Raw genomic sequence first — 26,012 nt, forward strand, 5'->3', positions numbered from 1 at the left:
GGCTCCGGGTGAATCAGAAGATCAAAACGGTAGTTGGAGATCAGGTGCAACGCGCTTCAACTGGACTTTGAACACATCCTTGATGCGCTGCAATTCAGCCTCGTCATCGGCCTCGAAACGCAGTACCAGCACCGGTGTGGTGTTGGACGCGCGCACCAGGCCCCAGCCTTTGGCGTAGTCGACTCGCACGCCGTCGATGGTGGTCAGGTCGGCGCCTTCGCCCCACTTCGCGTCGTGCAGAGCATCAATGATGCTGAATTTGCTCTCTTCGGTCACATTGATATTGATTTCAGGCGTAGAAATATCGTTCGGGAAGGTCGCGAACAGCTCTTCGGCGGTGGATTTTTCCTTGCTGAGGATCTCCAGCAAACGCGCGGCGCTGTAGATGCCGTCGTCGAAACCGAACCAGCGCTCCTTGAAGAAGATGTGCCCGCTCATTTCGCCGGCCAACAGCGCGCCGGTTTGTTTCATTTTCTTTTTGATCAACGAGTGACCGGTCTTCCACATTAGTGGGCGACCGCCGTATTCCTTGATCAGCGGCGTCAGGCGACGGGTGCATTTGACGTCGAAGATGATTTCCGCGTCGGCGTTGCGCGCCAGTACGTCACGGGCGAACAGCATCAGCAAGCGGTCCGGGTAGACGATACTGCCGGTGTTGGTAACGACGCCAACACGGTCGCCGTCGCCGTCGAAGGCCAGGCCCAGGTCGGCGTTGGTTTCCTTGACCTTGGCGATCAGGTCGACGAGGTTTTCAGGCTTGCCTGGGTCCGGGTGATGGTTCGGGAAGTTGCCGTCGACCTCGCAGAACAGCGGGATCACTTCGCAGTTCAGCGCTTCGATCAATTGCGGGGCGATCACGCCGGCCGCGCCGTTACCGCAGTCGACCACGACTTTGAGGCGACGGGCCAGTTTGATGTCCTGGACGATTTCGGTGTTGTAGCGATCGAGGATTTCGACCTTGGTGATGCTGCCCTTGCCGCTGCTCAAGTTGTTGGTCTTGAGGCGTTCGTGCAGGGCCTGGATCTGTTCGTTGGCCAAGGTGTCGCCAGCGATGACGATCTTGAAACCGTTGTAGTTCGACGGGTTGTGGCTGCCGGTCAACATCACGCCGGATTTGCCGGCCAGTACGTTGGCGGCGTAATACAGCGCCGGTGTTGGCACCAGGCCGACGTCGCTGACGTGGCAGCCGCTGTCGGCCAGGCCCTGGATCAGGCGTTCGACCAATTCCGGGCCGGACAGGCGACCGTCGCGGCCAACGGCAACATTCGGTTCGTCCTGGGCAAGGCTCTGGGCGCCGATCGCGCGGCCGAGCCAATAAGCGGTTTCGCCGTTGAGAAATTCCGGGACGGTGCCGCGAATATCGTAGGCGCGGAAAATGCTGTCGGGGAACTTGGGTGCAACTTGGGCTGGACTGCTCATCTGTGGAAATGCTCCATTTCGAAAGTGACTGGACCGGCCAGCGATTGACGCTTGGGCTGGCTCAAACTGAAGGGTATGACGGCATTTTCCACAGAGAGTTCGTGGTGCGAAAAGGCCATGATCGTCGCATTAGCCGGTATTTTGCCGGCCAATCCCTTGATTTTCAGTGGTAAACCTTCCAGATGACAGCTGTGCAATTTGCAGTACGAGAACCTGTGGGAGCGAGCTTGCTCGCGATAGCGGACTGGCAGGCGACACCTTTGTCGAATGTGTGGCCGTCATCGCGAGCAAGCTCGCTCCCACAGTGGTTTTCGTCCGATCAGTGGCTACCGGAATGCCCGAAACCACCGGCGCCGCGTTCGGTTTCGACGAACTCTTCAACCATTTCGAAGTGCGCCTGAACCACCGGCACCAACACCAACTGCGCCAGACGTTCGCCCACTTCGAGGGTGAAGTCCTTGTCGCTGCGGTTCCAGCACGAAACCATCAGCGGGCCCTGGTAATCGGAGTCGATCAAACCGACCAGATTGCCCAGCACGATGCCGTGTTTGTGGCCGAGGCCGGAGCGCGGCAGGATCAGCGCCGCCAGGCCCGGATCGCCGATGTAAACCGACAGGCCGGTAGGGATCAGCAGGGTTTCGCCCGGCTTGATCACGGTGTCTTTTTCCAGCATGGCGCGCAGGTCGAGGCCGGCGGAGCCTGGCGTGGCGTACTGCGGCAGCGGGAATTCACTGCCGATGCGTGGGTCGAGGATCTTGGCTTGCAAAGCGTGCATGTAAATTAAACCTGGTTCAGACGGTCGGCGATAAAAGTGATCAGCTGGCGAGCGATTTTGCTCTTGCTGGTCTGGGCGAAAAGTGTGGCGTGCAGTTCACGGTCGATCACGCTGCAGGCGTTTTCTTCGCTGTTGAAGCCAATGCTCGGATTCGCCACGTCGTTGGCGACGATCAAATCCAGATTCTTGTCTTTCAACTTGCGTGCAGCGTAATCGAGCAGGTGTTCGGTTTCGGCGGCGAAACCGACGCTGAACGGACGGTCGGGGCGCGTGGCGATGGTGGCCAGGATGTCCGGGTTGCGCACCATTTGTAGCAACAAGCCGTCGCCGTTCGTAGGATCTTTCTTGAGTTTCTGTGGTGCGACGACTTCCGGGCGGTAGTCCGCGACCGCCGCCGAGGCGATAAACAGGTCGCAGGGGATCGCCGATTCACACGCGGCGAGCATGTCGCGAGCGCTGACCACGTCGATGCGCGTCACGCGATCCGGCGTCGGCAAGTGCACCGGGCCGGTGATCAACGTCACGCGGGCGCCGGCTTCAACCGCCGCTTCGGCGAGGGCAAAACCCATTTTCCCCGAGCTGTGGTTGGTGATGTAGCGCACCGGGTCGATGTTTTCCTGGGTCGGGCCGGCGGTGATCAGCACGTGTTTGCCGGTCAGCGCCTGACGCTGGAAGCAGTCCGCAGCGCACTGCGCGAGGTCGGTGGCTTCCATCATGCGGCCCATGCCGACGTCGCCGCAGGCCTGGCTGCCGGAGGCTGGGCCGAAAGTCTTGAGGCCGCGCGATTCAAGGGTTTGCAGGTTGGCTTGGGTCGCCGGATCGCGCCACATCGCCTGGTTCATTGCCGGCGCGACGGCCACCACCGCATCGGTGGCCAGCACCAGCGTGGTCAGCAAATCGTCGGCAATACCTTGGGCGAGGCGGGCGATCAGGTCGGCGGTGGCTGGCGCGATCAGCACCAGGTCAGCCCATTTGGCCAGCTCGATGTGGCCCATCGCCGCTTCGGCTGCGGGGTCCAGCAGGTCCAGGTGAACCGGGTGCCCGGACAAGGCCTGCATGGTCAGCGGGGTAATGAACTCGCTGCCGCCACGGGTCATGACCACGCGCACTTCGGCGCCCTGGTCGATCAAGCGGCGGACCAGGTCGGCACTCTTGTAGGCAGCAATGCCGCCGCCGACGCCCAGAACGATGCGTTTCCGATACAGCCGCTGCATAGGTCTGCCTTTCATTTCGTTGATGACTGCATGGCGAAACCCCCTCCCCAGGGATTAATTCGCCCGCAAAAAAGATGGGCTACGATATCACAGCGACCGCTACGGAACAGCGGCGCCCACAGACCAGGGAGGTGTTATGAGTATTCGTGATTGGCCGGCGGCGGAACGGCCGCGGGAGAAGCTACTTGAGCAGGGTTCGGCGAGTCTTTCGGATGCTGAGCTGCTGGCCATTTTTCTGCGCACTGGCGTCTCGGGCAAAAGCGCGGTGGATCTGGCCAGGCACCTGTTGAGTCAATTTGGCAGTTTGCGCACTTTGCTGGAGGCTGATCTGCGTACCTTCAGTGGGCATCTCGGCCTCGGCCCGGCGAAATTTGCGCAGCTGCAAGCGGTGCTCGAAATGGCCCGGCGACATTTGGCCGAGCGCTTGCGGCGGGATTCGGTGCTGGAGAGCCCAGTGGCCGTGCGCGATTATCTGAAATCCATGCTGCGCCACGAGCCCCACGAGGTGTTCGGCTGCCTGTTTCTGGACTCCAAGCACCGCGTGCTGGCCTTCGAAACGCTGTTTCGCGGCTCCATCGACACCACCAGCGTCTACCCGCGACAAGTGGTCAAGCGCGCATTGGCGCACAACGCCGCCGCGCTGATCCTGTGCCACAACCACCCCTCTGGTAACCCCGAGCCGAGTCAGGCAGATCGAATGCTCACCAGACGCCTGCAAGAGGCGCTGGAATTGATCGACGTGCGGGTGCTCGACCATTTCATCGTCGGCGACGGGGAGCCGCTGTCGATGGCTGAGTACGGCTGGATGTAACGCAGGGACACCCTGTAGGAGCGAGCCTGCTCGCGATTGCATTCTTTCAGTCACTGGATCGTTGGCTGATACGGCGCCATCGCGAGCAGGCTCACTCCTACAATTGATCTGCGGTGAACACAAAATCTGCGCCCAACTCATGGGAGCGAGCAAGCTCGCTCCCACAGGTTTTGTGTCGGGTCGGACTATTTGATGTTGACCTTGGAATAATCCTGGCGGCCGAACGGGCTGACTTGATAACCCTGCACGTCCTTGCGCGTCAGCGCGAACGCCGTCGGGTGCGCCAGCGGCAGCCACAACGCCTGTTGCTGGATCTGTGTTTGCGCCTGCTCGTAGAGTTTGGTGCGCACGCCTTGTTCGCTGGTGGTTTTGCCGGCGCTGATCAGCTTGTCCAGGTCCTGATTGCAGTAGCGCGCGAAGTTGGTGCCGGACTTGACCGCCGCGCAGGAAAACTGCGGCGTGAGGAAGTTGTCCGGGTCGCCGTTATCGCCAGCCCAGCCCATGAACAGCAAGTCATGCTCGCCAGCCTTGGCGCGACGAATCAACTCGCCCCACTCAATCACGCGGATCTCCGCTTGAATACCGATGGCGGCCAGATCCGACTGCAACATCTGCGCGCCGAGGCTTGGGTTCGGGTTCAGCAAACTGCCGGAAGGGCGGGTCCAGATAGTCGTCTGGAAACCTTCCTTGAGCCCGGCCTTGGCCATCAATGCCTTGGCTTTTTCCACGTCGTGCGCGTAGCCGGGCAGGTTCTTCGCGTAGCTCCAGGTGTTCGGCGGGTAAGGGCCGTTCGCCGGTTGGGCGGTGTCTTCGAACACGGCTTTGATGTAGTTGGCCTTGTCGAACGCGAGGTTGATCGCCTGGCGCACTTCCGGTTTGTCCAGCGGCGGATGCTGAGTATTGATGCCGACGAATGCGGTCATGAACGCGTCAGTCTTTTCGACTTTCAGCGTCGGCTCTTTCAGCGCGGCTTGTACGTCGAGCGGCTTGGGCGAGAGCGCAATCTGGCATTCGTTGCGGCGCAATTTCTGCAAACGCACGTTGGCGTCCGGCGTAATGGCGAAGATCAGCGGGTCGACTGATGGCTTGCCGCCGAAGTAGTCGGGATTGGCCTTGTAGCGAATCACCGCGTCTTTCTGGAACCGCGTAAATACGAACGGGCCACTGCCGATCGGCTGGCTGTTGAGCTTTTCCGGTGTGCCGGCCTTCAACAGTTTGTCGGCGTATTCGGCGGAATAGATCGAGGCGAAACCCATGCTCAACGTCGCGAGGAAGGTCGAATCCGGATGATCGAGGGTGAAGCGCACGGTCAGCGGGTCAAGCGCGTCGATCTTCTTGATCAGCGCCGGCAACTGCATTGACTGCGCGTGCGGGAAGCCGCTCTGGGCGACTTTGTGCCACGGGTGCGCCGGGTCGAGCATGCGGTCGAAGCTGAATTTGACGTCTTCGGCGCTCAACTCGCGGGTCGGGCTGAAGTAGTCGGTTTTTTGGAATTTGACCTTTGGATGCAGTTTGAACACGTAGGTCAGGCCGTCGGGCGAGACTTCCCAGCTGTCGGCGAGGCTGGCGACCACTTTGCCGCTGGCGGTATCGAAATCCACCAGGCGGTTCATCAGCACATCGGCCGAGGCATTAGTGGTGGTCAGCGAGTTGTATTGCACCACGTCGAAGCCTTCGGGGCTGGCCTCGGTGCAAACGGTCAGGGCCGCAGCGTGGGCCAGCGGGCTCAGCAGCAGAGGGGCGAGCAGCAGCGGTAGGGCAGCGAGGCGCATGGTCAGATTCCTTCACAGATCGATTGCCCATCTGCAAGTGCAGTCTGGAAAAGGCCTACCCTAGAGGGCTCTTTTGCAAATGACTATCCCCTTTTTCATTTTGGGGCGACTATAGGCGCCAGATTTTTGTGTGTGAGGGTTGGTAAGGGTCTTGGGTTGAGGTGTTGGTGGAGGCTCTGCGACGAGCGGTCGCCATCGACGATAGCCTTTATCCAAGGCGCTCACAGCCCGGAAAATGGGCTTTTTGTGAATTCTTCGCACACTGAATGTTGTTGCTTCGAGGTCTTTCTGGTATAAAGCAGCGCTCTTTTCTAGGGGCCCGGTTCCTTCACTGTAGGTGTAGCCGGTAAGACCTCTAAAGAAACGCGGCGCCTGGCGCCAAATGACTGAGAGATTAAGCGGCCAACCCATGCCGGGTTGGGCATGTGGTTTTAGAGGGCTGAGGCATGTCGAGAGTATGTCAAGTTACCGGTAAGGGTCCGGTGACTGGGAATAACATTTCCCACGCAAACAACAAAACCCGTCGTCGTTTCCTGCCGAACCTGCAGCATCACCGCTTCTGGGTTGAAGAAGAGAAACGTTTTGTGCGTCTGCGCGTATCTGCCAAAGGCATGCGTATCATCGACAAGCGTGGCATCACTGTCGTGCTGGCCGAAATCCGCAAAGCTGGCAAGATCTAAGGGAGCTAATCATGCGTGAATTGATTCGTTTGATTTCGAGCGCCGGTACTGGTCACTTCTACACTACCGACAAGAACAAGCGCACTACGCCGGACAAAATCGAGATCAAGAAATTTGATCCGGTTGTTCGCAAGCACGTGATCTACAAAGAAGGCAAAATCAAGTAATTGATTTTTCCGACTTACGAAAAAGGCCCGTATCGCGAGATACGGGCCTTTTTTGTTGCCTGCGGGTTATGTGTTGCCTGTCAGGACGCCTTCGCGGGCAAGCCTCGCTCCTACAGGGATCGCGTCCGTCCTGTAGGAGCGAGGCTTGCCCGCGAAGAGGCCGGCCCAGACAACCAAAGTCCCCAAACCCTCAGCCCTTCTGCTCAAACGCCACATAAATCTTGCGGCACGCTTCCAGCACTTCCCACGTACCGCGAAAACCCGCCGGAATCACGAAGCGATCGCCCGCGCGCACGGTTTTACTGTTGCCGTCGTTATCGCGCAGCACCGAAACGCCCTGCACGATCTCGCAATATTCATGTTCGGTGAAGTTCACCAGCCACTGGCCCACCGCGCCTTCCCAGACGCCGGCATTCAACTGGCCGCAAGGGCTGTTGTAGTGGTTGTAAACCACTTGTTCGGGATCGCCCTTGAGAATTTTCGCCTCGTCCGGTCGATAACGTTCCGGTTCGGTTTTGGCTTGGCTGAAGTCGACCACGTTCTCGATATTCATTGTTGTAATCCCCCGTGATTGCGGCGCGATGGCTGGAAAGGCCAAAGTCTATGTTTATTAAAATGAACACCGCAAGGCCGTTTACCTGCCTTATGTCAAATATATTGAAACAACCCCGGTCACTGGTTTAGGGTGGCGGGTGCCCTGAGCCGAAAGTCGGCTGGCCGGGCGGAATTCCTGAAAGCACTCGCGAACAAACGCGGGGCACTCGTATTCAACAAGAGGAGGACACCCGAATGACCACCCTGACTCGTGCCGATTGGGAGCAACGCGCTCGCGATCTGAAGATCGAAGGCCGCGCCTACATCAATGGCGAATACACCGACGCCGTCTCCAGCGAGACCTTCGAGTGCATCAGCCCGGTCGATGGCCGTCTGCTCGGCAAGATTGCCAGCTGTGACGCCGCCGACGCCCAGCGCGCTGTGGAAAACGCCCGCGCTACTTTCAATTCCGGCGTCTGGTCGCGCCTCGCTCCGACCAAACGCAAAGCCGCGATGATCCGTTTCGCCGGCCTGCTCAAGCAGCACGCCGAAGAACTGGCGCTGCTCGAAACCCTGGACATGGGCAAGCCGATCAGCGATTCGCTGTACATCGACATTCCCGGCGCGGCGCAAGCGCTGAGCTGGAGCGGTGAGGCGATCGACAAGATTTATGACGAAGTCGCCGCGACACCACACGATCAACTGGGTTTGGTGACCCGCGAGCCGGTGGGCGTGGTTGGCGCCATCGTGCCGTGGAACTTCCCGTTGATGATGGCCTGCTGGAAACTCGGGCCGGCGCTGTCCACCGGTAACTCGGTGATCCTCAAGCCGTCGGAAAAATCGCCGCTGACCGCCATTCGCATCGCCGCGCTGGCCGTTGAGGCCGGTATTCCAAAAGGCGTGCTCAACGTCCTGCCGGGCTACGGCCACACCGTCGGCAAGGCTTTGGCCCTGCACAACGACGTCGACACCTTGGTGTTCACCGGTTCGACCAAAATCGCCAAGCAATTGTTGATCTACTCCGGCGAATCGAACATGAAACGCGTCTGGCTCGAAGCCGGCGGCAAGAGCCCGAACATCGTCTTTGCCGATGCGCCGGACCTGCAAGCCGCCGCCGAATCCGCCGCCAGCGCCATCGCCTTCAACCAGGGCGAAGTCTGCACCGCCGGTTCGCGCCTGCTGGTCGAGCGTTCGATCAAGGACACCTTCCTGCCGATGGTGATCGAAGCACTGAAAACCTGGAAGCCGGGCAACCCGCTGGACCCGGCGACCAACGTCGGCGCGCTGGTGGACACGCAGCAGATGAACACCGTGCTGTCCTACATCGAATCCGGCCACACCGACGGCGCCAAACTGGTCGCGGGCGGCAAGCGCATCTTGCAGGAAACCGGTGGTACCTACGTTGAGCCGACGATTTTCGACGGCGTGAACAACGCGATGAAAATCGCTCAGGAAGAAATCTTCGGCCCAGTGTTGTCGGTGATTGCTTTCGACTCCGCCGAAGAAGCCATCCAGATCGCCAACGACACGCCGTATGGCCTGGCCGCAGCGGTGTGGACCAAGGACATCTCCAAGGCGCACCTGACCGCCAAGGCACTGCGCGCCGGTAGCGTTTGGGTCAACCAGTACGACGGCGGCGACATGACCGCACCGTTCGGTGGCTTCAAGCAGTCGGGCAACGGTCGCGATAAATCGCTGCACGCGTTCGACAAATACACCGAACTGAAGGCGACCTGGATCAAGTTGTAAGTCGGTAACGGGGGCCTGCCAAGTCAGGCTCCCGAATACAGAAATCCCTGTGGGAGCAAGCCTTTGTGGCGAGGGGATTTATCCCCGTTCGGCTGCGGAGCAGTCGCAGAGCCCATGCGCGCGGTGTATCTGATACTCCGTTGTTGCAGGTTTTGGGGCCGCTGCGCGACCCAACGGGGATAAATCCCCTCGCCACCAAGGCTCGCTCCCACATTGTTTTGTGCTGAATATAAAAATATCCACAGGAGCGTGGAACATGCGTTGGGCGACTTATTTCGCCGTGTTGGCGTCTGTCTTGAGCGTTGGCCTGGCCCTCGGCGTGAGCATGCCGCTGGTGTCGTTTCGCCTCGAGAGCTGGGGTTATGGCTCGTTCGCGATTGGCGTCATGGCCGCCATGCCGGCGATTGGGGTGTTGGTCGGGGCGAAGATCTCCAGCCATCTGGCGGCGCGTTTCGGCACCGCTAACCTGATGCGTTTGTGCCTGTGGGCCGGGGCGGTGTCCATCGGTTTGCTCGCGCTGTTGCCGAGTTACCCGATCTGGCTGCTGCTGCGGCTGATGATCGGCGTGATCCTTACGTTGGTGTTTATCCTCGGCGAAAGCTGGATCAATCAGTTGGTGGTCGAGCAGTGGCGTGGCCGTTTGGTGGCGCTGTACGGCAGCAGTTACGCGTTGAGCCAACTCGGCGGGCCGTTGTTGCTGGGGGCCTTGGGCACTGATCACGATTACGGTTTCTGGGTCGGCGTCGGTTTGCTGATTTCTGCGCCATTGCTGTTGCTCGGGCGCAGCGGCGCGCCGGCCAGTGAAGCGAGCAGCGTGACGTTTGGTGACTTGTGGACGTTCTGCCGAGGCTTGCCGGCGATTGCCTGGGCGGTGTCGCTGTTCGCCGCGTTCGAGGCGATGATCCTGACGCTGCTGCCGGTGTATTGCCTGCGCCAGGGGTTCACTGCCGAGATTGCTTTGGCGATGGTCAGCACAGTGGTGGTCGGCGATGCGTTGCTGCAATTGCCGATTGGCGCGCTGGCGGATCGGGTGTCGCGGCGCAGTCTGTTCACCGCTTGCGCAGTGGTGCTGCTGGTGTCGAGCCTGGCGATTCCGCTGCTGCTCGACACGTTGCTGATCTGGCCGCTGTGGGTGTTGTTCGGCGCGAGCGCTGGCGGGTTGTTTACCTTGTCGCTGATCTTGATCGGCGAGCGCTATCGCGACGACGCGCTGGTGCGGGCCAATGCGCACATCGCGCAGCTGTGGGGCATCGGTTGCCTCGTCGGGCCGTTGGCGGCCGGGGCGGGCAGCCAGTGGATCAGCGGACACGCGTTGCCCTTGCTGATGGCGGCGGGGGCGTTTGGGTTGGTGATATTGCTGATGCGCCAAGGTGCGTTTGGCGCAGTGGCCGAACCTGCCTGAAACTGAACACAAAACCTGTGGGAGCGAGCTTGTGTGGCGAGGGGGCTTGCCCCCGTTCGGCTGCGCAGCAGTCGTAAAACCATCCAACGCGACATAACGGGTAGATTTGTGTCGTCAACGTTGGGGCTGGTTCGCAGCCCAGCGGGGGCAAGCCCCCTCGCCACAATTGATCAGTAAAGCTTGACTACAACATCCGCTCCAAGCCGACGGTGGTGCTGAACCATGCGTTAAACCGCCGCCACAGACTGCCCGGCTCTTTGCTCAACATGTGCATTTTGCCGTCGTCCTCGGTCACCCAAACCACTTTTCCATCCTGCAGTTTCGCCTCGTAACTGAGCGGCGGCGCCATGCCTTGCAGTGCCAGTTCACGCACGTGCGCGGCGAGTTCCGGGCTGTCCACCAGCACCCCGACTTCGGTATTCCACAGCACCGAACGCGGGTCGAAATTGAACGAGCCGATAAACGATTTCTTCTGGTCGAAAATCATCGCTTTGCTGTGCAAACTCGAATCCGAGCCTTGATACGCCGAGCGTCGGAACAGGTTCGGGCCACTGCCGCCACCTTCACCCGGCTGGCGACGCAACTCGAACAACTTCACCCCGTGCTCCAGCAACGCTTTGCGATACGGCGCATACCCGCCGTGCACCGCCGGCACGTCGGTGGCTTCCAGCGAATTGGTGAGCAAACTCACGGTCACGCCCGCGTCGGCGCGCCCGGTGAGGTAAACCAGCCCCGGTTGCCCCGGAACGAAATACGCCGAAATCATGATCAGCTCTTTGCTGACCCCGGTCAGTTCCGGTGCCAGTTGCGTGGTCAGCAGCAATTGCGGATCGGGTTCGCCCTTGGATAACACCTTGCTCGGCGCGTCCCACAGTGCCTGGTTCCAGGCCCAGATCAACTCGCTGCGCCAGATATCCAGGCGCGGGTGTTTGTCGTAAATCATCAATTGCTGATACAGCGCGTGGTTCTGCTTGCGCGTCTCTTGCAGAGATTGCTCCAGCCGCGCGCGGGTCTCTTGCAGGTCCTTGGCGGTTGGTTTGCTGCTGAGGAAATCGTCGATCGGCTTGCTCAGCGCACTGTTCCAGTACTGGTCGAAACTGTGCCCGAGCTGCTCGGCGACCGGGCCGACGCTGAGCATGTCGATGTCAGTGAAATTCAGGTTCGGCTCGGCGTCGAAATACTCATCGCCCAAGTTGCGTCCACCGACGATGGCGACGCTGTTGTCGGCCAGCCACAGCTTGTTGTGCATGCGCCGATGTTGCAGCGACAGGTCAAACAAACGGCCCATGGCCCGCGTCACGCCGGTGGCGCGGCCCAGGTGCAATGGGTTGAACAGACGAATCTGGATCTGCGGATGTGCGGCCAGCGTCGCGATGATCTGGTCGAGGCCGTCGCTGGTGGTGTCGTCGAGCAGGATGCGCACGCGCACGCCACGGTCGGCAGCCTTGAGCAATTCCTCAACGAGCATCCGCGTGCTGATGCCGTCGTGGACGATGTAGTACTGCAAGTCGAGGCTGGTCTGGGCGTTGCGGATCAGCTCGGCGCGGGCCATGAAGGCTTCGGTGCTGTTGGACAACAGGCGAAAGCCGGATTGCCCTTGATGCGGCGCCGCTTGGGCCTGGATCGAGCGGCCAAACGCCGAATCGGCTGCCGGCAGCGCTGAGCTCGGCTCGCGCGGGGCGCTGATGCTGGCGCAACCGCCAAGGAGCGCGGTGAGTAACAAAAGCACGTACAGCGGTGGTCTGGCTCTCACGTAGGATCGTTCCGAGTGGCGGCGGTTGTCGGCATAGGATGCCGGTTTTCCGAGAAAGGTCAGTCGCTGGTGAAATCTGTTTCGGCCAGCAACTTGATCGCCGCCGCGCCGACCTTGCGCACGGCGTCTTCGATCTGCGGCGTCGGTTTGGCAGCGTAGTTCATTCGCAGGCAATTGCGGTATTTGCCCGAGGCGGAAAAAATGCTCCCGACGGCAATCTGTACGCCTTGGTCGTGCAGCGCCCGATTCAGTTTCAAGGTGTCGAAACCTTCCGGCAACTCGACCCACAACATGAAGCTGCCCTGCGGGCGACTGGCGCGTGTGCCGGCCGGAAAATAACGGCTGACCCAGTCGATCATCAAGTCACGATTGCGCTGATATTGGCTGCGCATCCGCCGTAGATGCGGCTCGAAGTGGCCGCCCTTGAGGAATTCGGCAATCGCGATCTGCGGTTGCGGCGCGGTGGAGCCGGTGCTGATGTATTTCATGTGCAGCACCCGTTCCAGATAGCGGCCCGGCGCTACCCAGCCAATCCGCAGCCCTGGGGCCAGGGTTTTGGAAAACGAGCTGCAAAGCAGGACGCGGCCGTCTTCATCGAAGGATTTGATCGTCCGTGGGCGCGGGTAGTTGTAGGCCAATTCGCCATACACATCGTCCTCGATGATCGCCACGTCAAAACGCTGCGCCAGGTTCAACAAGGCGCGTTTGCGCCCCTCGGGCATGATGTAGCCCAGCGGGTTGTTGCAGTTGGGCGTCAGTTGAATGGCTTTGATCGGCCATTGTTCGAGTGCCAGTTCCAATGCGTCGAGGCTGATGCCGGTGAGCGGGTCGGTGGGAATTTCCAGGGCTTTCATGCCCAGGCCCTTGAGGGTTTGCATGGCGCCGTGAAAGCTCGGCGAGTCCACCGCGACGATGTCGCCCGGCGCGCAAATCGAGCGAATGCTGGTGGACAGCGCTTCGTGGCAACCGGTGGTGATCACCAGGTCGGCGGCGCTCAATTGGCAGCCGGAATCGAGCATCAGCCGGGCGATCTGTTCGCGCAGGTCGAGGTTGCCGTGGATGTTGTCGTAATACAGGCCGGGCATGTCTTGGCGCCGACTGATCTGCGCCAGCCCGCGCAGCAACGGTTTCATGGTCGGCGTGGTGATGTCCGGCATGCCGCGACCGAGTTGCACGGTGTCTTTGCGAGGCACGGCGCGGATCAATTCGAGCACCTGATCCCACTGCGAAATATCCACCGGGCGTTGCGCCGGGCGGCCGATGGCGGGCAGCTCCGGCAACTCGCGGCCAACCGGTACGAAATAGCCGGATTTCGGTTTCGGCGTCGCCAAGCCACTGTCTTCGAGCACCCGATAAGCCTGTTGCACGGTGCTCAGGCTGACCCCGTGTTCCACGCTCAAGGCCCGCACCGACGGCAACCGGTCGCCGGGGCGATAGAAGCCCTGTTCGATACGCGTGCCGAGCAATTCGGCGAGATTGACGTAGAGAGTCATGGTGCAGCCTCGGCGCGGATGATGCGGTTAACCAGTACAGATCAGCTTTAAATACGTGATTCAGAGCCTGAACGGTCAATCTGTATGGAATTAATACAGTTGCTTTGAATCTGTAATGCTTTTCGACGTCCGCGCATCATGAAAGCTCTGGCTACCCAAGTAAACAGGAGCAATCAAAATGAACGGCTTGAGCGATGTGCGGCTGACGTTACACAGTCAGGAACTGGCGGCAGGGCAGGAAAACGGCACCCGCGCGGCGGCGATGCGCAATGCGCCGTCCTGCCTGAGTCGCTGGCATCTGTTCTGGCGGCGTTTGCGTACACGCAAGGCGTTGCTGAACCTGACGACCGAACAGTTGCGCGATGTTGGCTTGAGCCGGGAGCAAGCGCTGGAGGAGGGGCTGAAGCCGTTTTGGCGGATTTGAAGTCTGTGGTGTTCTTCAGGTCCATTCGCGGGCAAGCCTCGCTCCTACAGGTTATGCGCTGGATACCTGTAGGAGCGAGGCTTGCCCGCGAAGGCGTCCTTACAAACGCCAAAAATCTCTCAAACCAACTCTTTCAACCGATGCCACAACATCCCCAACGCCAGCAACGGTGAGCGCAAATGCTTGCCGCCGGGGAAGGTGATGTGCGGCACCTGCGCAAACAGGTCAAAGCCGCCGCTGTGCTGGCCGCTGATTGCTTCGGCGAGCAGCTTGCCGGCCAGGTGCGTGGCATTCACCCCGTGCCCGGAATACGCCTGGGCGTAATACACATTCGGCTGATCCTTGAGCCGGCCGATCTGCGGCAAGCGATTGGCGCCGATGCCAATCATCCCGCCCCACTGATAATCGATTTTCACCCCGGCCAGTTGCGGGAATACCTCGAGCATCTTCGGCCGCATGTACGCGGCGATGTCTTTCGGGTCGCGCCCCGAGTAATGGCAGGCGCCGCCGAACAGCAAACGCCGGTCCGCCGAGAGCCGGTAATAATCCAGCGCGACCCGTTGATCACACACCGCCATGTTCTGCGGCAACAGGTTATGCGCCTGTTCCTCGCTCAACGGCTCGGTGGCGATGATGTAACTGCCGGCCGGCAGCACTTTGCCGCTGAGTTCGGGGTTGAGGTCTTGCAGGTAAGCGTTGCAACCGAGTACCAACGTCTTGGCGCGCACCGACCCCTGGGCGGTCTGCACCTTCACTTCGCGGCCGTAATTGATGCGGGTGACCGCCGAGTGTTCGAACAGTTTGACCCCCAGTTGCTGCGCGGCGGCCGCTTCGCCGAGCGCCAGGTTCAGCGGGTGCAAATGCCCGGAACCCATATCGATCAAACCGCCGACGTAACGATCCGAGCCCACCACCGAGTGCATTTCATGGGCTTGCAGCAAGCGCGTTTCGTAGCGATATCCGAGGCTGCGCAGTTCTTCGGCGTCCTCGGCAAACCCTTCGAGGTCGCGGGGTTTGTTCGCCAGATCGCAATAACCCCAGGTCAGGTCGCACGGTATCTGGAAACGCTCGACGCGCTGGCGGACGATTTCCACCGCTTCCAGGCCCATGAGTTTCATCTGCCGCACGCCGTCGGCGCCGATGACGTTGGCGAACTGATCGAGGCCATGGCCGACGCCACGAATCAGCTGCCCGCCGTTGCGGCCGCTGGCGCCCCAGCCGATCTTGTGCGCTTCGAGCAGCACTACGCTGAGGCCACGCTCGGCCAGTTCGAGCGCCGTGTTCAACCCGGAGAACCCGCCGCCGACCACGCACACATCGGCAATCAACTCGCCTTGCAGCACCGGTTGATCGGGCTGCGGCAGGCTGCTGGCGGCGTAATAAGAGGCGGTGTGCCGGGCAGGGGCATTCATGCGTGGGTTCCTGATTATCGTGTTTGAAAAAGTCGACGGAGGATAAGCCGGACCTTCCGGCGCGGGCAACACTGGTCGGTTGCGGCTGTATGGATCGGGCCGGATGCGTCAGACTCGCGCTCTATTTCGCTTTTGGTCAGCGCTTCGATGAGTTGCAACAGTCAGAAAATTCGCACCTTGCGCCAGCAGATCCCCTCGTTCGAGTGCGTGCCTGGCTGCCATGACTGCTGCGGCCCGGTGACCACCTCGCCGGAAGAAATGTCGCGCCTGCCGCGCAAGACCCGCGCCGAGCAGGACGCGGCGATGGATGAGCTGAACTGCGTACACCTGGGGCCAAACGGCTGCACCGTGTACGACGAGCGACCGCTGATCTGCCGGTTGTTCGGCACCACCAAAACCCTGCCATGCCCCAACGGGCGCGGGCCGGTGGAGCTGATCCATCCGCGGGTGGAGAAGCAGATTCATGAGTACATGGCGTCGACGCGGCAGGTGTTGGTCTAGCGGTCGCGTTCCTGCGAATTGACCGGGTCGACCCCATCGCGAGCACGCTCGCTCCCACAGGTGCCGCGCTGTCCTTGTGGGAGCGAGCTTGCTCGCGATGGCGTGCGCCCAGCCGTCTTGATCTCAATCCGGGATCGGCAGGCACAGGCTCTCTTTGACTTCTTCCATCACGATATAGCTCTTCGATTCGCGCACATGCGGCAGTTTCAGCAGGATGTCGCCGAGCAATTTGCGGTAAGACGCCATCTCGGAAATCCGCGCTTTCACCAGATAGTCGAAATCCCCTGAGACCAAATGGCACTCCAGCACGTGCGGCAGCTTCAGCACCGCGCGTCGGAACTCTTCGAAAGTGTCGCCGGATTTGTAGTCGAGACTGATCTCGACGAACACCAGCAAGCTACCCTTCAAATGCTGCGGATTGAGCCGGGCGTTGTAGCCCATGATGATCCCTTCGCGCTCCAGCCGACGCACACGCTCGGTGCACGGCGTGGTCGAGAGGCCGACCTTTTCCCCCAGCTCGGTAAAGGAAATGCGCCCGTCCGCTTGCAGGATCCGCAAGATGTTGCGGTCGATCTTGTCCAGCTCACGTTTGGTCTGAGTGTTGGTACGCATAGGGGATGCGCCTCCGTGAAAAGGGTTTTTGCCGAGAATTGTCGCCAAATATAGGCACTTATATAGTGAAAAGCACTGGCTGATCTTTTTTAAACTGCGCATATCATCGGTTTGCTCACATTGATCTGCACAACACACGTCAGCGGTCCGCCGCGATGAGGGAAATAAAAATGCGCGTTATGGTCTTGGGTAGCGGCGTCATCGGTACCGCCAGTGCTTACTATCTGGCCCGTGCCGGATTTGAAGTGGTGGTCGTGGACCGGCAGCCGGCCGCTGCCATGGAGACCAGTTTCGCCAACGCCGGGCAGGTCTCGCCGGGTTACGCCTCGCCGTGGGCCGCGCCGGGCGTGCCGCTCAAAGCGATCAAATGGCTGCTGCAACGCCACGCGCCATTGGCGATCAAGGCCACCGCCGACATCGACCAATACCTGTGGATGGCGCAGATGCTGCGTAACTGCACCGCCAACCGCTATGCGGTGAACAAGGAGCGCATGGTCCGTCTGTCCGAGTACAGCCGCGACTGCCTCGACGAATTGCGCGCCGAAACCGGCATCGCCTACGAAGGCCGCAGCCTGGGGACCACGCAACTGTTCCGCACCCAGGCGCAGCTCGACAACGCCGCCAAAGACATTGCTGTACTGAAAGCTTCCGGGGTGCCGTTCGAACTGCTCGACCGCGCCGGTATTGCTCGCGTTGAACCGGCGCTGGCCAGCGTCACCGATATCCTCGCCGGTGCCCTGCGCCTGCCGAACGACCAGACTGGCGACTGCCAGATCTTCACCACGCGCCTGGCCGAAATGGCCGTGAAACTGGGCGTGGAATTCCGTTTCGACCAAGACATTCAGAAACTCGATTACGCCGGCGATCGCATCAACGGTGTGTGGATCGACGGCAAGCTCGAAACCGCTGACCGCTACGTTCTCGCGCTCGGCAGTTATTCGCCGCAACTGCTCAAGCCGCTGGGCATCAAAGCGCCGGTTTACCCGCTCAAGGGTTACTCGCTGACCGTGCCGATCACCAACCCGGCGATGGCCCCGACTTCGACCATTCTCGACGAGACCTACAAAGTCGCGATCACCCGTTTCGACAACCGCATTCGCGTTGGCGGCATGGCCGAGATCGCCGGTTTTGACCTGTCGCTGAACCCGCGTCGGCGCGAAACCCTGGAGATGATCGTCAACGACCTTTATCCTCAGGGCGGCGATCTGGCCCAGGCGAGTTTCTGGACCGGCCTGCGCCCGACCACCCCGGACGGCACGCCGATCGTTGGCGCGACGCCGTTCAGCAACCTGTTCCTGAACACTGGCCACGGCACGCTCGGTTGGACCATGGCCTGTGGTTCCGGGCGTTTGCTGGCGGATTTGATGGCGAAGAAAACCCCGCAGATCAGCGCCGAAGGCCTCGATATTTCCCGTTACGGCAGCAAAATCCAGGAGTCCGCAAAACATGGCAATCCAGCGCCAGCTCACCAATGAACGCATGAGTCAGATCGTCGCCCACAACGGTACGGTGTACCTGGCCGGGCAGGTTGGCGATGACATGAGCGCCGGGATTGAACAGCAGACCCGCGAAACCCTGAGCAACATCGAGCGTTTGCTTGATCTGGCCGGCACCGACAAAAACCATTTGCTGTCGGTGACGATTTACCTGAAAGACATCGATGCAGATTTCGCCGGCATGAACGCGGTGTGGGACCAGTGGCTGCCAAAAGGCGTCGCCCCGACCCGTGCCACCGTCGAATCGAAGCTGTGCGAACCGGAAATTCTGGTTGAGCTGTCAGTGGTTGCCGCACTGCCTTAACCGCTTGTAACGATCCCTCTCCCGGTGCTGTTGGCGGTTCACGCCGTCAGCCAGCGCCGGTTTTTATTCCCATGACCGCCTAGAAGTCTGCCGCCATGCGTCCTGCCCGTGCCCTGATCGACCTTCAAGCCCTGCGTCACAACTACCAAATCGCCCGTGAAGTCACGGCGGGCGCCAAGGCCCTCGCGGTGATCAAGGCTGATGCCTACGGCCACGGCGCGGTGCGTTGCGCCCAAGCGCTGGAAGCCGAGGCCGACGGCTTTGCGGTGGCGTGCATTGAAGAGGCGCTGGAGCTGCGCGCGGCGGGGATTCGCGCGCCGGTGTTGTTGCTCGAAGGTTTTTTTGAAGCTGAAGAGTTGGCGCTGATTGTCGAGCACGACTTCTGGTGCGTGGTGCATTCGCTGTGGCAACTCGAAGCGATCGAGCAAGCGGCGCTGAGCAAACCGATCACGGTGTGGCTCAAGCTCGATTCGGGCATGCACCGGGTCGGTTTACATCCCAAGGACTACCAGGCGGCCTATCAACGGCTGCTGGCCAGCGGCAAAGTGGCGAAAATCGTCTTGATGAGCCACTTCGCCCGCGCCGATGAATTGCACGCTCAGGCCAGCGCCGAGCAGGTTGCGGTGTTTGAAGCGGCGCGGCAGGGCCTGGCCGCCGAGGTCAGCCTGCGCAACTCGCCAGCCGTGCTCGGTTGGCCGCAAATCTCCAGGGATTGGGTGCGCCCGGGGATCATGCTCTACGGCGCCACGCCGTTCGAAGAAGCCAACGCCGTGGCCTCGCGCCTGCAACCGGTGATGACCCTCGAATCAAAAGTGATCTGCGTGCGTGAACTGCCGGCCGGCGAGCCGGTGGGCTACGGCGCGAGATTCATTACGCAGAAGCCGATGCGCATCGGTGTGGTCGCCATGGGTTATGCCGACGGCTACCCGCGTCATGCGCCGACCGGCACGCCGGTAATGGTCGCCGGCCAGCGCAGCCAACTGCTCGGACGGGTGTCGATGGACATGCTCTGCATCGATTTGACCGATGTGCCGCATGCCGGCCTCGGGTCGACCGTCGAGTTGTGGGGCAAAAACGTGCTGGCCAGCGAAGTGGCGTTGGCCGCCGACACGATTCCTTATCAGATCTTCTGCAACCTGCGCCGGGTGCCGCTGCTCTATTCCGGGGCTTGAGGCAAAACAGGCCGCGCCGGAAGTCGCCTCGCTGAACAGGATTCAGGCCAAAGTGTTGTAAATACTGAACGCTGTCGCCATGATAACGCTCAAATTTTCTACAACCTGAATCCCTGGAGGCTCCAGCATTGGACGTCGGTGAACGACTGCAATCCATCCGTAAGCTCAAAGGTCTTTCGCAGCGTGAGCTCGCCAAACGCGCGGGTGTCACCAACAGCACCATTTCGATGATCGAGAAAAACAGCGTCAGCCCCTCGATCAGCTCGCTGCGCAAAGTGTTGGGCGGGATTCCCATGTCCATGGTCGAGTTCTTTTCCGAAGAAATCCTGCAGGAAAAACCGACTCAGATCGTCTACAAAGCTAACGAGCTGATCGATATTTCCGATGGCGCCGTGACCATGAAACTGGTCGGCCGAGCCCACCCGAGCCGGGCCATCGCGTTCCTCAATGAAATTTACCCGCCCGGCGCCGACACCGGCGACGAAATGCTTACGCATGAGGGCGAGGAAACCGGGATTCTGGTCGAAGGTCGGCTGGAACTGGTGGTCGGCGGCGAAACTTTTGTGCTCGAAGCTGGCGACAGCTACTACTTTGAAAGTACCAAGCCGCACCGTTTCCGGAATCCGTTCGATGCGCCGGCGCGACTAATCAGCGCAGCCACTCCAGCGAATTTCTGACAGAAGAGGCGCCCGGCCAGCATCGCGAAGGCGCCCGAAGGGTTTTACCCCACACAACAAGACCCCTTCGACTTTGGGGTTGTTTCAGTGTGGCGGGCTTGCCGTTATACTTGCGCCCGCCTGCGAACCGTGGCCGCGGGCGTGAATAGCCACCATTGAGGGTGAACGCGTGAACCTAATTATGAAAATGCTGGCTGCACCAGCAACCGTACTGGCCCTATGGGCTGTCAGCGCACAAGCTGCGACTACCGATGACATTGCCAAACGCCTTGCGCCTGTCGGCCAGGTCTGTGTAACGGGTCAAGAGTGCAAAGGGATGGAAGTGGCCGTTGCGGCCGGTGGCGGCGGCGCCAAAACGCCGAAAGATGTTATTGCAAAACATTGCAATGCTTGCCACGGCACTGGCCTGTTGGGCGCACCGAAAATCGGTGACACAGCGGCCTGGAAAGAACGCGCCGATCACCAGGGCGGCCTCGACGGCATCCTGGCCAAAGCCATTACCGGCATCAACGCGATGCCGCCAAAAGGCACTTGCGCCGATTGCTCCGATGACGAGCTCAAAGGCGCAATCAAAGAGATGTCCGGCCTGTAACACGCCCGCATCTGTCACGAAAAAGCCGCTCACCAGCGGCTTTTTTGTGCCCGCGATTCTGTTCAAAGCGCTGGGTCAGGCAACTTTGCTGGCGCCTGACACGGCCTCATCGCGAGCAAGCTCGCTCCCACAGAGGGCCTCAGTGCTTGCATGATTTGGCGGCTGAGACTGTTCATTGCAGCAATTCCCCGGCAAGCTCGGTCCAACCCCCATTCACGCAATTCAAGGGAGGATCCGATGGTGCAGCTGTGTTCTATCGAGCAGGCGGTCGATGAGGTGCTGGCGCGGTTGCCGGCGCACATTCACATGGGCCTGCCGCTGGGGTTGGGCAAACCCAACCACTTCGTCAACGCGCTGTACCAACGCATCGCGCAATTGCCCGAGCGCCGGCTGACGGTCTACACCGCGCTGTGCCTGGGCCGACCGGCGCTGGGCGATGGCTTGCAGAAGCGCTTCATCGAACCGTTCGTGGAGCGCGTGTTCGGTGATTACCCGGAGCTGGATTTCCTCGCCGACCTGCAACGTGACGACCTGCCGCCGAACATCCAGATCCAGCAATTTTTCATGCAGCCCGGCAGCCTGCTGAACAGCGCGCAGGCCCAGCAGGATTACGTCAGCAGCAATTACAGCCACGCCGCCCGCGACATCAATGGCGCCGGTTTGAACCTGGTGGCGCAAATGGTCGCCAGCCATCCCGAGCATCCGGATCGCCTGAGCCTGAGTTGCAACCCGGACATCACCCTCGACCTGTTGCCGATGATCGCCAAGCGCCGCGATGCCGGGGAAACCATTCTCGTAGTCGGCCAGGTACATAACGATTTGCCCTACATGCCGGGCGATGCGGAAGTCGGCATGGACGCTTTCGATCTGCTGATCGACGCCAAGGACAGCAGCACGCTGTTCTCGACGCCGAACATGCCGGTGGGTTTTCAGGATCACTTCATCGGCCTGCACGCCAGTACGCTGGTGCGCGATGGCGGCACGCTGCAAATCGGCATCGGCTCGATGGGCGATGCGCTGACCGCCGCGTTGCTTGCGCGTCAGGCCGATAACGCCGGTTACAAAGCCTTGCTCGCCGATTTGAACCTCAGCCAGTGGGCGCAGTTGATCGAGCGCGAGGGCGGCACCGATGCGTTCGCCAAAGGCCTTTACGGTTGCAGCGAAATGTTCGTCAACGGCCTGCTGGTGTTGGCCGACGCCGGGATCATCCGGCGCAAGGTCTACCCGGACGTGCCGACCCAGCAACAGGCGAACGACGGCACCCTCGACGAAGCCGCGCAACCCGATGGCATCTCGGTGCACGGCGGGTTCTTCCTCGGCCCGCGCAGTTTTTATGAGCGCCTGCGCGAGTTGCCGCAGGAAAAACGCCTCGAATTCAACATGACCCGCATCAGCTACATCAACGAGCTCTACGGCCAGGAAGAGCTCAAGCGTTTGCAGCGTCTGGACGCGCGGTTTATCAACACCGTGTTCACCATGACCTTGCTCGGCGCCGGTGTCGCCGACCAACTGGAAGACGGGCGCGTGCTCAGCGGTGTCGGCGGGCAGTACAACTTTGTCGCGCAGGGGCATGCGCTGGAAGGCGCGCGTTCGGTGCTGATCCTGCGCAGTTGGCGCGAGTCGGGCGGCGAGGTCAGTTCGAACATTGTCTGGGAATACGGGCATTGCACGATTCCACGGCACCTGCGCGACATCGTCGTCACCGAATATGGCATCGCCGATTTGCGCGGCAAGACCGACGCAGCGGTGATCGAGGCATTGTTGAATGTCAGCGATTCACGCTTTCAACCGGGGCTGATCGAACAGGCGCAAGCGGTCGGCAAGTTGCCGAAGAATTTCCGTATGGATCCGCGTTTTGCCGATAACCATCCGCAGCGTTTGCAGGCGATTCAGGCGCGGCACCCGAACCTGTTTCCGGAGTATCCGCTGGGCTGCGATTTCACTGAGGTCGAGCGCGATGTCTTGCGCGCGCTGAACTGGCTGAAGAGCAAGTTCAAACTCACCGAGATTCTGGAATTGGGCAAGGCTGCGCTGGATGCGCCCGAGGCGACGCAATACCCGGAGCATCTGCAGCGCATGCAACTGGAGAAGCCGGAAGGGCTGAAAGAAGACCTGTTTCAGCGACTGCTGCTCACCGGCCTGAAAGCCACCGCGCAATAACCGCTAAACCCGAAACACCTGTGGGAGCATAGCTTGCTCGCGATTAGGCCATAACGGTCGACATTTGTATCGACTGTTCTGCCGCCATCGCGAGCAAGCTTTGCTCCTACAGGGTTACTCAATGAAGGTGACTACGCCATCCTTCAGCGATTGCACGCGGGCCAGCGATTCAACGCGATAACCCTGTGCATCCAGTTCCGCTCGGCCGCCCTGGAACGACTTCTCGATGACGATGCCCAAACCGGCGACGGTGGCGCCTGCCTGTTTGATGATCGAAATCAGCGCTTGCGACGCTTTGCCGTTGGCCAGGAAGTCATCGATGATCAGCACGCGGTCGCTGCTGGTCAGGTGGCGCGGGGAGATCGCCACGGTGCTTTCGGTCTTCTTGGTGAACGAGTAAACAGTCGCCGACAGCAGGTTTTCAGTCAGGGTCAGCGACTGTTGCTTACGGGCGAAAATCACCGGCACGCCGAGGTTCAGACCGGTCATGATCGCCGGGGCGATGCCCGAGGCTTCGATGGTGACGATCTTGGTGATCCCCGAATCCTTGAACAGCGTGGCGAATTCGTCGCCGATCAGCTTCATCAGGGCCGGGTCGATCTGGTGGTTCAAAAAGGCGTCAACCTTCAGGACCTGGTCGGAAAGCACGATGCCTTCTTCGCGGATTTTCTTGTGCAGTGCTTCCATGAAGCTTTCCTCTAAGGACGCCTGTGCGTCCAGGGCTGATTAAAAAGTAGTCGATTCTAGCGCTTTAACATCGCGCGTATGTCTGCCAAAGCGGTATTGCCGCGAACGGCTTTCACTTCGACGGGGGTGTCGTCGTTGCCTTCCCAGGCCAGGTCGTCCGGCGGCAGCTCATCGAGGAAGCGGCTCGGCGCGCAATCGATGATCTCGCCGTACTGCTTGCGCTTGGCGGCGAAGGTGAAGGCCAGCGTCTGCCGCGCGCGGGTAATCCCGACGTAGGCCAAGCGGCGTTCTTCTTCGATGGTGTCGGCTTCGATGCTGGAACGGTGCGGGAGGATTTCCTCCTCCATGCCCATGATGAACACGTAGGGGAATTCCAGGCCTTTGGAGGCGTGCAACGTCATCATCTGCACACCTTCGGCGCCGTCCTCTTCTTCCTGCTGACGTTCGAGCATGTCGCGCAAAACCAGTTTGCCGATTGCATCCTCGACGGTCATCTCGCCTTCTTCGTCCTTCTCCAAGGTGTTTTTCAACGCCTCGATCAGGAACCAGACGTTGCCCATGCGGTAATCGGCAGCCTTGTCGCTGGAGCTGTTGGTGCGCAGCCAGTTCTCGTAGTCGATGTCCATGACCATGCTGCGCAGGGCCGAGATCGGGTCTTCGCCGGCGCATTGCTCGCGGACCTTGTCCATGAAGCGCTTGAAGCGCGACAGGCGATCGGTGAAGCGCGTGTCCAGATGCTCGCCCAGACCGATTTCGTCGGTCGCGGCGTACATCGAGATTTTTCGCTCGGTGGCGTAGTTGCCAAGTTTTTCCAGGGTCGTCGAACCGATCTCGCGGCGCGGCACGTTGATCACGCGCAGGAAGGCGTTGTCGTCGTCCGGGTTCACAATCAGGCGGAAATAGGCCATCAGGTCTTTCACTTCCTGACGGCCGAAGAAGCTGTTGCCGCCAGACAAACGATACGGAATCTGGTGGTGCTGCAGCTTCAGCTCGATCAGTTTGGCCTGATAGTTACCGCGATACAGAATCGCGAAATCGCTGTACGGCCGGTCGGTGCGCAAGTGCAGGGTCAGCAACTCGACGGCAACGCGCTCGGCTTCGGCGTCTTCGTTGCGGCAGCGGATCACGCGGATCTCGTCACCGTGGCCCATCTCGCTCCACAGTTGTTTTTCAAACTCGTGCGGGTTGTTCGAGATCAGCACGTTGGCGCAGCGCAGGATGCGGCTGGTGGAGCGATAGTTTTGCTCCAGCATCACCACTTTCAGCGACGGGTAATCGTCCTTGAGCAACATCAGGTTTTCCGGGCGCGCGCCGCGCCAGGCGTAGATCGACTGGTCGTCGTCGCCGACCACGGTGAACTGGTTACGCGTGCCGATCAGCAACTTCACCAGCAAATACTGGCTGGCGTTGGTGTCCTGATATTCGTCCACCAACAGGTAACGAACTTTGTTCTGCCACTTTTCGAGGATGTCGGCGTGTTCCTGGAACAGTTTTACCGGCAGCAGGATCAGGTCGTCGAAGTCCACCGCGTTGAACGCCTTGAGCGTGCGCTGGTAGTGGGTGTAGACGATGGCGGCGGTCTGTTCCTTGGGATTGCGCGCGTTTTCCAGGGCTTCGGGCGGCAGGATCAGGTCGTTTTTCCACGAGCCGATCATGTTCTTGATCTCGTCGACGCCGTCGTCGCCCGCGTATTCCTTTTGCATGATGTCGGTCATCAGGGCTTTGACGTCGGTCTCGTCGAAGATCGAGAAGCCCGGTTTGTAGCCCAGCCGCACGTGTTCCTTGCGGATGATGTTCAGGCCCAGGTTGTGGAAGGTGCACACGGTCAAGCCACGGCCTTCGCCGCCCTTGAGCAGGGTGCCGACCCGTTCCTTCATCTCGCGCGCTGCCTTGTTGGTGAAGGTCATGGCGACGATGTACTGGGCGCGGATGCCGCAGTTCTGGATCAAGTGCGCGATCTTGCGGGTGATCACGCTGGTCTTGCCGGAGCCTGCACCGGCGAGCACCAATAGAGGGCCGCCGACGTAGTTCACGGCTTCTTGCTGCCGGGGATTGAGTCGGGACATACGGAATCAGGGAGTCATTTGCGAAATGGGCCGGCATTTTAACAGGCTCAGCGAATTGTGCTGCTCTGTCCGACTTGTGACGCAGCACGCGATCTCCATTTGCCGGTTTTGTTACTTTCACGCAGGATGCGCAGGGAGTT

23 protein-coding genes and 1 pseudogene are annotated in these 26,012 nt (G+C 60.5%); 13 read left to right on the forward strand and 11 right to left on the reverse strand.

The window, feature by feature from the left end:
* Window positions 1-21: 21 nt before the first annotated feature.
* The 3 genes and pseudogenes from BLU01_RS13720 to coaBC form a co-directional block, all read right to left on the reverse strand.
* Window positions 22-1,398: pseudogene (locus BLU01_RS13720) on the reverse strand (phosphomannomutase/phosphoglucomutase); the annotation flags it as partial.
* A 340-nt stretch (window positions 1,399-1,738) separates the two neighbouring features.
* Window positions 1,739-2,194, reverse strand: coding sequence for a dUTP diphosphatase (dut, locus tag BLU01_RS13725; RefSeq protein ID WP_092276186.1), 456 nt, complete (start codon window positions 2,192-2,194; stop codon window positions 1,739-1,741).
* A 5-nt stretch (window positions 2,195-2,199) separates the two neighbouring features.
* The gene (gene coaBC, locus BLU01_RS13730; RefSeq protein ID WP_092276189.1) at window positions 2,200-3,408 is read right to left on the reverse strand and encodes a bifunctional phosphopantothenoylcysteine decarboxylase/phosphopantothenate--cysteine ligase CoaBC; all 1,209 of its coding nucleotides are present in this window, start codon (window positions 3,406-3,408) and stop codon (window positions 2,200-2,202) included.
* A 136-nt stretch (window positions 3,409-3,544) separates the two neighbouring features.
* Here coaBC and radC point away from each other — a divergent pair, with 136 nt between their 5' ends.
* Window positions 3,545-4,219, forward strand: coding sequence for a RadC family protein (gene radC / locus BLU01_RS13735; RefSeq protein WP_092276191.1), 675 nt, complete (start codon window positions 3,545-3,547; stop codon window positions 4,217-4,219).
* A gap of 185 nt (window positions 4,220-4,404) precedes the next feature.
* Here the strand turns inward: radC and BLU01_RS13740 are convergent, their stop codons facing one another.
* Window positions 4,405-5,991 carry an ABC transporter substrate-binding protein gene (locus BLU01_RS13740; protein WP_092276194.1) on the reverse strand — a complete coding sequence of 529 codons (1,587 nt, stop codon included), beginning with the start codon at window positions 5,989-5,991 and terminating at the stop codon, window positions 4,405-4,407.
* A gap of 446 nt (window positions 5,992-6,437) precedes the next feature.
* Here BLU01_RS13740 and rpmB point away from each other — a divergent pair, with 446 nt between their 5' ends.
* Together rpmB and rpmG are read left to right on the forward strand one after the other, a co-directional pair.
* Window positions 6,438-6,671, forward strand: a complete 234-nt coding sequence (rpmB, locus tag BLU01_RS13745) for a 50S ribosomal protein L28 (RefSeq protein WP_007894701.1) — start codon at window positions 6,438-6,440, stop codon at window positions 6,669-6,671.
* An 11-nt stretch (window positions 6,672-6,682) separates the two neighbouring features.
* The gene (gene rpmG / locus BLU01_RS13750) at window positions 6,683-6,838 is read left to right on the forward strand and encodes a 50S ribosomal protein L33 (RefSeq protein WP_007894709.1); all 156 of its coding nucleotides are present in this window, start codon (window positions 6,683-6,685) and stop codon (window positions 6,836-6,838) included.
* Between the two features lie 190 nt (window positions 6,839-7,028).
* Here rpmG and BLU01_RS13755 read toward each other — a convergent pair whose 3' ends face one another.
* Window positions 7,029-7,391, reverse strand: a complete 363-nt coding sequence (locus BLU01_RS13755) for a cupin domain-containing protein (protein WP_092276198.1) — start codon at window positions 7,389-7,391, stop codon at window positions 7,029-7,031.
* A 236-nt stretch (window positions 7,392-7,627) separates the two neighbouring features.
* Here BLU01_RS13755 and BLU01_RS13760 point away from each other — a divergent pair, with 236 nt between their 5' ends.
* Both BLU01_RS13760 and BLU01_RS13765 read left to right on the forward strand, forming a co-directional pair.
* Window positions 7,628-9,121 (forward strand): aldehyde dehydrogenase, encoded by a 1,494-nt coding sequence (locus BLU01_RS13760; RefSeq protein WP_092276201.1) that lies wholly within the window; start codon window positions 7,628-7,630, stop codon window positions 9,119-9,121.
* A 256-nt stretch (window positions 9,122-9,377) separates the two neighbouring features.
* Window positions 9,378-10,523 (forward strand): MFS transporter, encoded by a 1,146-nt coding sequence (locus BLU01_RS13765; protein WP_092276204.1) that lies wholly within the window; start codon window positions 9,378-9,380, stop codon window positions 10,521-10,523.
* Window positions 10,524-10,707: 184 nt separating this feature from the next.
* On the opposite strand, the gene BLU01_RS13770 is transcribed toward BLU01_RS13765, so the two are convergent.
* Complete coding sequence (locus BLU01_RS13770; protein ID WP_092276207.1) at window positions 10,708-12,276, reverse strand: phospholipase D family protein; 1,569 nt, start codon at window positions 12,274-12,276, stop codon at window positions 10,708-10,710.
* Between the two features lie 59 nt (window positions 12,277-12,335).
* Window positions 12,336-13,769, reverse strand: coding sequence for an aminotransferase-like domain-containing protein (locus BLU01_RS13775; RefSeq protein ID WP_092276210.1), 1,434 nt, complete (start codon window positions 13,767-13,769; stop codon window positions 12,336-12,338).
* Between the two features lie 178 nt (window positions 13,770-13,947).
* On the opposite strand from BLU01_RS13775, the gene BLU01_RS13780 reads away from it, so the two are divergent.
* Window positions 13,948-14,193, forward strand: a complete 246-nt coding sequence (locus BLU01_RS13780) for a DUF1127 domain-containing protein (protein ID WP_092276214.1) — start codon at window positions 13,948-13,950, stop codon at window positions 14,191-14,193.
* 119 nt (window positions 14,194-14,312) lie between these two features.
* On the opposite strand, the gene BLU01_RS13785 is transcribed toward BLU01_RS13780, so the two are convergent.
* Entirely contained in the window at window positions 14,313-15,605 is a 1,293-nt protein-coding gene (locus tag BLU01_RS13785; RefSeq protein WP_092276217.1) for an NAD(P)/FAD-dependent oxidoreductase, read from the reverse strand.
* 147 nt (window positions 15,606-15,752) lie between these two features.
* Here BLU01_RS13785 and BLU01_RS13790 point away from each other — a divergent pair, with 147 nt between their 5' ends.
* Window positions 15,753-16,106 carry a YkgJ family cysteine cluster protein gene (locus tag BLU01_RS13790; RefSeq protein WP_007947437.1) on the forward strand — a complete coding sequence of 118 codons (354 nt, stop codon included), beginning with the start codon at window positions 15,753-15,755 and terminating at the stop codon, window positions 16,104-16,106.
* A 123-nt stretch (window positions 16,107-16,229) separates the two neighbouring features.
* Here BLU01_RS13790 and BLU01_RS13795 read toward each other — a convergent pair whose 3' ends face one another.
* Complete coding sequence (locus BLU01_RS13795; protein ID WP_010465173.1) at window positions 16,230-16,718, reverse strand: Lrp/AsnC ligand binding domain-containing protein; 489 nt, start codon at window positions 16,716-16,718, stop codon at window positions 16,230-16,232.
* A gap of 170 nt (window positions 16,719-16,888) precedes the next feature.
* Here BLU01_RS13795 and dadA point away from each other — a divergent pair, with 170 nt between their 5' ends.
* From dadA to BLU01_RS13825, 6 genes are all read left to right on the forward strand, one after another.
* Entirely contained in the window at window positions 16,889-18,193 is a 1,305-nt protein-coding gene (dadA, locus tag BLU01_RS13800; RefSeq protein WP_092276220.1) for a D-amino acid dehydrogenase, read from the forward strand.
* On the forward strand, window positions 18,165-18,518 hold the full coding sequence (locus BLU01_RS13805; protein WP_092276223.1) for a RidA family protein: 354 nt from the start codon (window positions 18,165-18,167) through the stop codon (window positions 18,516-18,518). The genes dadA and BLU01_RS13805 overlap by 29 nt, the downstream gene beginning before the upstream one ends.
* Window positions 18,519-18,613: 95 nt before the next feature.
* Window positions 18,614-19,690, forward strand: coding sequence for an alanine racemase (alr, locus tag BLU01_RS13810; protein WP_092276226.1), 1,077 nt, complete (start codon window positions 18,614-18,616; stop codon window positions 19,688-19,690).
* 128 nt (window positions 19,691-19,818) lie between these two features.
* Window positions 19,819-20,367: a cupin domain-containing protein gene (locus BLU01_RS13815; RefSeq protein WP_092276228.1), complete on the forward strand. Its 549-nt coding sequence runs from the start codon at window positions 19,819-19,821 to the stop codon at window positions 20,365-20,367.
* 181 nt (window positions 20,368-20,548) lie between these two features.
* Window positions 20,549-20,959: a c-type cytochrome gene (locus BLU01_RS13820; RefSeq protein WP_092276231.1), complete on the forward strand. Its 411-nt coding sequence runs from the start codon at window positions 20,549-20,551 to the stop codon at window positions 20,957-20,959.
* Window positions 20,960-21,196: 237 nt separating this feature from the next.
* A complete protein-coding gene (locus BLU01_RS13825; RefSeq protein ID WP_092276234.1) occupies window positions 21,197-23,119 on the forward strand; it encodes an acetyl-CoA hydrolase/transferase C-terminal domain-containing protein in 1,923 nt (640 codons plus the stop codon).
* A 114-nt stretch (window positions 23,120-23,233) separates the two neighbouring features.
* Here the strand turns inward: BLU01_RS13825 and BLU01_RS13830 are convergent, their stop codons facing one another.
* Both BLU01_RS13830 and rep read right to left on the reverse strand, forming a co-directional pair.
* Window positions 23,234-23,806 carry a xanthine phosphoribosyltransferase gene (locus BLU01_RS13830; protein WP_092276238.1) on the reverse strand — a complete coding sequence of 191 codons (573 nt, stop codon included), beginning with the start codon at window positions 23,804-23,806 and terminating at the stop codon, window positions 23,234-23,236.
* A gap of 56 nt (window positions 23,807-23,862) precedes the next feature.
* On the reverse strand, window positions 23,863-25,872 hold the full coding sequence (rep, locus tag BLU01_RS13835) for a DNA helicase Rep (RefSeq protein WP_092276241.1): 2,010 nt from the start codon (window positions 25,870-25,872) through the stop codon (window positions 23,863-23,865).
* Window positions 25,873-26,012 lie beyond the last annotated feature (140 nt).

This window comes from Pseudomonas prosekii (genome assembly GCF_900105155.1).
In the GTDB taxonomy this organism is placed as follows: domain Bacteria; phylum Pseudomonadota; class Gammaproteobacteria; order Pseudomonadales; family Pseudomonadaceae; genus Aquipseudomonas; species Aquipseudomonas prosekii.

What these genes read in the sequence shown, in the direction of transcription:
- BLU01_RS13765 (WP_092276204.1), top strand. Translation starts at nt 9,378, where the DNA reads ATGCGTTGGGCGACTTATTTCGCCGTGTTGGCGTCTGTCTTGAGCGTT.
- BLU01_RS13820 (WP_092276231.1), top strand. Translation starts at nt 20,549, where the DNA reads ATGAAAATGCTGGCTGCACCAGCAACCGTACTGGCCCTATGGGCTGTC.
- rpmB (WP_007894701.1), top strand. Translation starts at nt 6,438, where the DNA reads ATGTCGAGAGTATGTCAAGTTACCGGTAAGGGTCCGGTGACTGGGAAT.
- BLU01_RS13805 (WP_092276223.1), top strand. Translation starts at nt 18,165, where the DNA reads ATGGCAATCCAGCGCCAGCTCACCAATGAACGCATGAGTCAGATCGTC.
- BLU01_RS13775 (WP_092276210.1), bottom strand. Translation starts at nt 13,769, where the DNA reads ATGACTCTCTACGTCAATCTCGCCGAATTGCTCGGCACGCGTATCGAA.
- BLU01_RS13780 (WP_092276214.1), top strand. Translation starts at nt 13,948, where the DNA reads ATGAACGGCTTGAGCGATGTGCGGCTGACGTTACACAGTCAGGAACTG.
- BLU01_RS13740 (WP_092276194.1), bottom strand. Translation starts at nt 5,991, where the DNA reads ATGCGCCTCGCTGCCCTACCGCTGCTGCTCGCCCCTCTGCTGCTGAGC.
- BLU01_RS13760 (WP_092276201.1), top strand. Translation starts at nt 7,628, where the DNA reads ATGACCACCCTGACTCGTGCCGATTGGGAGCAACGCGCTCGCGATCTG.
- BLU01_RS13790 (WP_007947437.1), top strand. Translation starts at nt 15,753, where the DNA reads ATGAGTTGCAACAGTCAGAAAATTCGCACCTTGCGCCAGCAGATCCCC.
- radC (WP_092276191.1), top strand. Translation starts at nt 3,545, where the DNA reads ATGAGTATTCGTGATTGGCCGGCGGCGGAACGGCCGCGGGAGAAGCTA.
- coaBC (WP_092276189.1), bottom strand. Translation starts at nt 3,408, where the DNA reads ATGCAGCGGCTGTATCGGAAACGCATCGTTCTGGGCGTCGGCGGCGGC.
- BLU01_RS13830 (WP_092276238.1), bottom strand. Translation starts at nt 23,806, where the DNA reads ATGGAAGCACTGCACAAGAAAATCCGCGAAGAAGGCATCGTGCTTTCC.
- BLU01_RS13825 (WP_092276234.1), top strand. Translation starts at nt 21,197, where the DNA reads ATGGTGCAGCTGTGTTCTATCGAGCAGGCGGTCGATGAGGTGCTGGCG.
- rpmG (WP_007894709.1), top strand. Translation starts at nt 6,683, where the DNA reads ATGCGTGAATTGATTCGTTTGATTTCGAGCGCCGGTACTGGTCACTTC.
- BLU01_RS13755 (WP_092276198.1), bottom strand. Translation starts at nt 7,391, where the DNA reads ATGAATATCGAGAACGTGGTCGACTTCAGCCAAGCCAAAACCGAACCG.
- alr (WP_092276226.1), top strand. Translation starts at nt 18,614, where the DNA reads ATGCGTCCTGCCCGTGCCCTGATCGACCTTCAAGCCCTGCGTCACAAC.
- dadA (WP_092276220.1), top strand. Translation starts at nt 16,889, where the DNA reads ATGCGCGTTATGGTCTTGGGTAGCGGCGTCATCGGTACCGCCAGTGCT.
- dut (WP_092276186.1), bottom strand. Translation starts at nt 2,194, where the DNA reads ATGCACGCTTTGCAAGCCAAGATCCTCGACCCACGCATCGGCAGTGAA.
- rep (WP_092276241.1), bottom strand. Translation starts at nt 25,872, where the DNA reads ATGTCCCGACTCAATCCCCGGCAGCAAGAAGCCGTGAACTACGTCGGC.
- BLU01_RS13795 (WP_010465173.1), bottom strand. Translation starts at nt 16,718, where the DNA reads ATGCGTACCAACACTCAGACCAAACGTGAGCTGGACAAGATCGACCGC.
- BLU01_RS13785 (WP_092276217.1), bottom strand. Translation starts at nt 15,605, where the DNA reads ATGAATGCCCCTGCCCGGCACACCGCCTCTTATTACGCCGCCAGCAGC.